General features: G+C 60.6%; 5 protein-coding genes and 1 pseudogene. All 6 read left to right on the forward strand.

Features of this window, described 5'->3' with window-relative positions; all coding sequences use genetic code 11:
• The first annotated feature begins 38 nt into the window (after positions 1 to 38).
• Positions 39 to 1,286: a pyridoxal-phosphate-dependent aminotransferase family protein gene (locus ACN0WV_RS11960; protein WP_417606006.1), complete on the forward strand. Its 1,248-nt coding sequence runs from the start codon at positions 39 to 41 to the stop codon at positions 1,284 to 1,286.
• A 24-nt stretch (positions 1,287 to 1,310) separates the two neighbouring features.
• A complete protein-coding gene (locus ACN0WV_RS11965; protein WP_417606008.1) occupies positions 1,311 to 2,507 on the forward strand; it encodes a malate--CoA ligase subunit beta in 1,197 nt (398 codons plus the stop codon).
• Positions 2,507 to 3,388: a succinate--CoA ligase subunit alpha gene (sucD, locus tag ACN0WV_RS11970; RefSeq protein WP_417606010.1), complete on the forward strand. Its 882-nt coding sequence runs from the start codon at positions 2,507 to 2,509 to the stop codon at positions 3,386 to 3,388. The genes ACN0WV_RS11965 and sucD overlap by 1 nt, the downstream gene beginning before the upstream one ends.
• A 12-nt stretch (positions 3,389 to 3,400) precedes the next feature.
• Positions 3,401 to 4,372, forward strand: a complete 972-nt coding sequence (locus ACN0WV_RS11975; RefSeq protein ID WP_084353735.1) for a 2-hydroxyacid dehydrogenase — start codon at positions 3,401 to 3,403, stop codon at positions 4,370 to 4,372.
• Entirely contained in the window at positions 4,372 to 7,038 is a 2,667-nt protein-coding gene (locus tag ACN0WV_RS11980) for a phosphoenolpyruvate carboxylase (RefSeq protein WP_417606012.1), read from the forward strand. The genes ACN0WV_RS11975 and ACN0WV_RS11980 overlap by 1 nt, the downstream gene beginning before the upstream one ends.
• A gap of 25 nt (positions 7,039 to 7,063) precedes the next feature.
• Positions 7,064 to 7,217: pseudogene (gene glyA, locus ACN0WV_RS11985) on the forward strand (serine hydroxymethyltransferase); the annotation flags it as partial.

Consider the following 7,217-nt stretch of genomic DNA (forward strand, 5'->3'; position numbering starts at 1 on the left):
AAGAGGACTGGAAATTAACTGATAGGAAAAATATCAGCATGACCGACACTGAGATCTTCCCGCAGCTCGACATTCCGCAAACTCTTGCCGCAGGGCCTGGGCCCGGCAATACCGATCCTCGTGTGTTGCAGCGTTTCACCGCTGCGGGCGTCGCCGATCATATGCAGCCCGACGTGTTGCGCGGCATGGTCGAGGCCAAACACATGTTGCGCGATGTAATGGGTACGCGCAACGTTCATACTTTCGGCGTTGCCGGTACGGGGTGGAGCGGCCTGGACGTAATGTTCAACGCGGTGATGCCGGGCGACAAGGTCGTCGTGTTCAACAATGGTACGTTTTCAGGGATCGACGGTCTGACTGTCCGCATGAAAGCAGCGACGGCCGAGGAACTCGCAGCCAATCCACTTGACCCCAAGCCCGCCTCTGTCACCATCATCGACGTGCCGCATGGCGAGTCAGTCAGCGGCGAAATCGTTGAAAAAGCCCTGGCAGAGCATAAACCGAAATGGGCCGCGATGGCGCATTGGGAAACCGGTTCAGGCCGGATCAACGATCTGCGCGGGTTCTCGGATGCCTGCGAGCGCCATGATGTCATGGGCCTGATCGACGCTGTGTCGTCGCTGGGCGTCGAGGATTTCCGGATTGACGATTTCCGCGGCGTGCATGGGTGGGCCTCGTGCCCGCAGAAAGGTATCTGCTGCCTGCCGCTGACCTACGCTCCGGTGTCCTTCACCGATCGTTATATCGACGTTCTGAAATCCACAGGCTGCCGCAGCTTCGTGCATCATCCGATCCTCGAAGCGCGTCACTGGGGCATTATCGACGGCAAGGATGCCGAGAAGGGTGTCTATCACCGCACGCACAGCCCCTATGCGGTCGCCGCCTTCCACGAGGCACTGCGGATCACCCTTCAACATGGCGTCGCACAGCGCGCACGGGATTATGCCTTCCACGAGGCAGCGCTCCGCGAAGCCGTGACGACAATGGGGTGCAAGGTGTCGTCGAACATGACGTCGCTGGTGGTGCTGAACCTGCCCGAGGAATTGGCAGGCCGCGAGATGGAACTGGTGCAGCACTGTCGGGCCAACGGTTTCGGTATCTGGCCGACACTGTCGCAACCGGTGCAGATCCGTATCGGTATTCTCAACCTGCTGACGCAGGAAGCGATCCTTGAGATCGCGACACGGTTTGGCGAGGCGATGCGCGAATTGGGCGCCAAGATCGACACCGATGCGGTCCGCGATGGGCTGAACCGGCATTACGACACCGATATCGCAGCGGAATAATCTGTCACCGGGAGGAACAGAACTATGGATATTCACGAGTATCAGGCCAAGGAAGTGCTGAGCAACTTTGGCGTAGAGGTGCCTGCTGGGGCACTGGCTTACAGCCCTGAACAGGCCGCATATCGCGCCCGCGAAATGGGTGGTGAGCGTTGGGTGGTCAAGGCGCAGATCCACGCCGGCGGGCGAGGCTTGGCCGGTGGCGTCAAGGTTTGCAACAGCGACGTCGAAATCCAGGAAGTCACGGAAAACATGTTCGGTCGCAGGCTGGTCACGCATCAGACCGGCCCCGAAGGCAAAGGCATCTACCGTGTCTATGTCGAGGCGGCGGTGCCGATCGACCGCGAGATCTATCTGGGCTTCGTTCTGGACCGGACAAGCCAGCGCGTGATGATCGTGGCGAGCGCCGAAGGCGGAATGGAGATCGAGGACATCTCGGCCGACCGGCCCGACAGTATCGTGCGCGCCACCGTCGAACCGGCTGTGGGTTTGCAGGAATTCCAGTGTCGCGAGATCGCGTTCAAGCTGGGGATCGACGCAGGGATGGTGCAGCAGATGGTGCGCACCCTTCAGGGATGTTTCCGCGCTTTCACCGAGCTTGACGCCACCATGGTTGAAATCAATCCGTTGGTCATCACCGGGGACAGTCGGATCCTGGCGCTCGACGCCAAGATGACCTTTGACGACAATGCGCTGTTCCGGCATCCGCAGATTTCCGAACTGCGCGACAAATCGCAGGAAGATCCGCGCGAAAGCCGCGCGGCCGACCGCGGACTGTCCTATGTCGGTCTGGATGGCAATATCGGCTGCATCGTCAACGGTGCCGGGCTTGCAATGGCCACGATGGACACAATCATGCTTGCCGGCGGCGAACCCGCGAATTTCCTCGATATCGGGGGCGGCGCAACGCCTGAACGGGTTGCCAAGGCATTCCGTCTGGTTTTGTCCGACGCCAAGGTCGAAGCGATCCTTGTCAATATTTTTGCCGGCATCAACCGGTGTGACTGGGTGGCCGAAGGCGTGGTGAAGGCGCTGCGCGAAGTCGAAGTCAACGTGCCGGTGATCGTGCGCCTTGCCGGAACCAATGTCGAGGAGGGTCAGAAGATCCTCGCCGAAAGCGGTCTGCCACTTATCAGGGCAACGACCCTTGTCGAAGCCGCTGAACGCGCCGTCGGCGCATGGCAGAGCGATCTTGATCAAAGCACCAAAGTGAGGGCCGTGTAATGAGCATCTATCTGGACCGCGACACGAAAGTGCTTGTGCAGGGAATTACCGGCAAAATGGCCCGGTTCCATACCAAGGACATGATCGAATATGGCACCAATGTCGTCGGCGGTGTCGTTCCCGGCAAGGGCGGCGAAACCGTCGAAGGCGTTCCCGTCTTCAACACGATGAAGGAAGCCGTCGCCGAAACGGGTGCCGAGGCGACGCTGGTTTTTGTTCCGCCCCCCTTTGCGGCCGACAGCATCATGGAAGCAGCCGATGCCGGTGTCCGGTATTGCGTCTGCATTACCGACGGCATTCCCGCGCAGGACATGATCCGCGTGAAACGCTACATGTACCGCTATCCGAAAGAGCGGCGCATGGTGCTGACCGGGCCCAATTGTGCCGGAACGATCAGCCCCGGCAAGGCGCTTCTGGGGATCATGCCCGGACATATCTATCTGCAAGGCAATGTGGGCATCGTCGGGCGGTCAGGCACGTTGGGATATGAGGCCGCCGCACAGCTCAAGGAGCGCGGGATCGGCGTCTCCACCTCGGTCGGGATCGGCGGCGATCCGATCAACGGATCGTCCTTCCGCGATATTCTTGAACAGTTCGAGAATGACCCGGACACGCACATCATCTGCATGATCGGCGAGATCGGCGGACCACAGGAGGCCGAAGCCGCCGAATATATCCGCGATCATATCAGCAAGCCGGTGATTGCCTATGTGGCCGGTCTGACCGCACCGAAGGGCCGCACGATGGGACATGCCGGGGCGATCATCTCGGCCTTCGGGGAAAGCGCCAGCGAAAAGGTGGAAATTCTGACCGCCGCCGGCGTGACCGTTGCCGAAAACCCTGCGGTGATCGGTGAAACCATCGAACGTGTCATGCAATAGGAGGTTGTTCCAATGGTGAAGCCCAAGGTTCTGGTCACGCGTCGCTGGCCCGCAGCGGTCGAAGCGCAACTTTCCGAAAGTTTCGATACGGTTCTCAACACATCGGACAAACCGCTTGGCCCGGAAGATTTTCGGGCGGCGCTGTCTTCCTGTGATGCGGTTCTGCCCACCGTCACCGATTCAATCGGCGGCGAGGCGATGCAGATGAAGTCTGTACAGACCAGGATCATCGCCAATTATGGGGTCGGCTATACCCATATCGACATCGCCGCCGCGAATGATCTTGGGATCACCGTCACGAACACACCGGATGTCCTGAGCGAATGTACCGCCGACCTTGCCATGACGCTTTTGCTGATGGTTGCAAGGCGGGCAGGCGAAGGCGAACGTGAGATCCGCGAAGGCCGCTGGACGGGATGGCGGCCGACCCATCTGGTTGGAACCAAGGTCTCGGGCAAGACGCTCGGGATCATCGGGTTCGGCAGGATCGGTCAGGAGGTTGCCCGCCGGGCGCATCATGGTTTCGGCATGAAGATCGTGGTGCAAAACCGCAGCAAGGTCGCGCCCGAAGTGCTGGCGCAATGCAACGCCACCCAGGTCGATGACATCGAAACGCTGATGCCGCTTTGCGATTTCGTTTCGCTGCATTGTCCGGGCGGTGCCGAAAACCGCAACATGATCAACTCTGCCCGGCTGGAACTGATGAAACCGGATGCCTTCCTTATCAACACGGCCCGTGGCGAGGTGATAGACGAACTGGCGCTGTCGCAGGCGCTTTGGTTCAACACGATCGGAGGGGCAGCACTTGATGTGTTCGTGGGCGAACCGCGGATCAATCCGGCCCTTCTGGACTGTGACCGTCTGGTGATGCTGCCGCATCTGGGCAGCGCCACCCACGAATCCCGCGAGGCGATGGGCTTCAGGGTCATTGATAACCTGCGCGATTTCTTTGAAGGGCGCGAACCGAGGGACAGGGTCAACTGATGGCACAAGCCGAGGCGTCCACCGGGCCGGAGCACGCTCTTGCAGTGTCCGATGCCTATGCCGACACCCTGCGGACCGAGGTGCAGGAACTGTGGCGCAATGTGATCTCACATCGCGCGCCGCAGGCCCTGCCTTTGCTCGACAGCTCTGATGGCTCCCTGCCGCAAGGCAAGGATCAGGCCAGCTACCTTCAGGCACTGAACATCTGGTTTCAGCTTCTCAAGATTGTCGAGGAAAACGCCGCGATGCGGGCCCGGCGCGAGGCAGAGACCAAAGACGGTGCCGATGCGGTGAGTGGCAGCTTTGCCAGAGCACTGGCTGACGCGGCCGATGTGTCGCGGTCGGAATTCGACGATGCCGCGCAGCGCCTGTCTGTCGGTCCGACGCTGACGGCCCACCCGACCGAAGCAAAGCGCGTGACCGTATTGGAGATTCATCGCCGCATATATCGCGGTCTGGTGAAGCTGGAAACCCGCCGTTGGACGCCGCGCGAACGGCGCGACCTCATGCGCGATCTGGAAAGCGAAATCGACCTTCTGTGGCTGACCGGTGAGTTGCGTTTGCAACGCCCCACGCCCGAGGATGAAATCGAATGGGGCTTGCAGTTTTTCCGCGATGCGCTGTTCGACGCGGTGCCCGAACTCTATCACAGGTTCCATGATGCCGCGCAAAGCCGCTTCGGTATCGGGGGCAATACGTCGCCTTGTGTGCATTTCCATTCCTGGATCGGTGGGGATCGCGACGGCAACCCCAATGTCACAACGCAGACCACGCGCGCCGCGCTGGAGAGGAACCGGGCAACCATCCTCGCGCGATATGTGTCCGAACTGACCGATGCCGCGCGCCACATCAGTGTCAGCACCGCGATTGCCGGACTGCCGTCTGAGACGCTTGAAGTGCTGGCAAAGATCATAGATGCAGCGCCACCTGCCGACAGCCCCCTCCACCCCAATCCCGGCGAGCATTTTCGTCAGGCGCTGAGCGCGATTGCGCGGCGCATAAAGGCCACGCAATCAGGTGGGGCAGGGACGTATCGGCAGGTTCGGGACTTTATTCAGGATCTGCGCCGGATCGAGGACGGCCTTGTCGCAATCGGTGCCGCCCGGTTGGCGGCCCGACACATCCAGCCGATCCGCTGGCAGGCGGAGGTGTTCGGGTTCCGGACCGTTACGCTGGACGTCCGGCAAAACTCTTCCGTGACCACCCGCGTGATCGCCGAAATCTGGGCGTTGACCGAAACCCCGCCTGAATATGGAACACCTGAATGGTCGGCACGTCTGCGGCAGGATCTGGGCAGCGCTGATCTGCGGTGGGTTGATCACGACAAGCTGGGCGACGAAGCCCGCGAAATGATGGCGTTGCTGACACTGATGCGACAGGCATCTCTGGGCGGCGATCCGCAGGCGATGGGTCCGTTTATCCTGTCGATGACGCGGTCTTGTGACGACCTTCTTGGGGTCTATTTGCTGGCGCGATACGCCGGCTTTGGGGCCGAAAAGCTGGACCTGGCTGTTGTCCCGCTTTTTGAGACGATAGATGACCTGCGCGCTGCACCACAGATTCTGGACCAGTTGCTGAAGGTGCCGCTGGCCCGGCGCAGCCTTGTCGGCCGCGACAATCAGATCGAGGTGATGCTGGGCTATTCCGACAGCAACAAGGATGGTGGATTCATCTGTTCCACCTGGGAATTGGAAAAGGCGCAGCGCAACATCACCCGCAGTCTCAAGGCACATGATTGCCGCCCCGTCTTTTTCCACGGGCGCGGCGGGTCGGTCAGCCGGGGTGGCGCGCCGACGGAACGTGCCATCGCGGCCCAGCCCCATGGCACTGTGCACGGCAAGCTGCGTACCACCGAACAGGGCGAGGTCGTTTCGTCCAAGTTTGCCAATCGCGGCACTGCCCAACATGAACTGGAACTGCTCGCATCCTCGGTTCTTGCACGGTCGCTGAGCAAAGACACGCCCGAAAACAGGCCCGATTATCACGACGCGCTGGAGGCGCTGTCGGGAATGTCGCAGACCGCCTATAGCACTTTGCTGCACCAGCCCGGCTTCGTGAGCTATTTCCAATATGCCAGCCCGGTCGAGGAGCTGGCGATGCTCAAGATGGGGTCACGCCCGGCGCGGCGTTTCGGGGCCGAAAGCCTTGATGATCTGCGCGCGATCCCGTGGGTTTTTGCATGGTCGCAGAACCGTCACCTTATCACGGGCTGGTATGGATTCGGGTCCGCGATCACCTCTTTTCGACGGTTCCGCAAGGAAGAGGGCGATGTGCTGCTGCGGGCCATGTTCGCGCAATCGCCGCTTTTCCGGCTGATCGTGGACGAAGTGGAAAAGTCGCTGTTCCATACGGATATGGATGTGGCGGCGCGCTATGCCCAACTGCTTGCCGATACCGACATTCGCGACAACATATTCGGAATGATCCAGCGCGAGTACGAGGCAAGCTGCCAATGCCTGCGCACGATCACCGGCTCCGGCCAGATCGGTGCCCGTTTCCCCATGATGAGCAGTCGCTTTTCGCGCGTGCGGGGCGAACTGGACCGCGTGCACGATATGCAGATCGCGTTGCTGAAAGACAGCCGTTCGAAAACAGATGGTCCGGGAAGTGTGCCGCTGATGCAATCTATGAATTGTGTTGCCGCCGCACTTGGTTGGACCGGATAGCCCCAATATCGAAGGAAATGCAGACATGAATGCTCCCCACCGCGCCGCTGGATTTTTCACTGAACCGCTTTCTGATCGTGACGCGGATGTTTTTGCCGCGATCACGGGCGAGCTTGGCCGCCAGCGCGACGAGATCGAGCTGATCGCCTCGGAGAACATCGTCAGCCGGGCGGTGATGC

The sequence above is a fragment of the Primorskyibacter flagellatus genome (assembly GCF_048268605.1).
GTDB lineage: Bacteria > Pseudomonadota > Alphaproteobacteria > Rhodobacterales > Rhodobacteraceae > Primorskyibacter > Primorskyibacter flagellatus.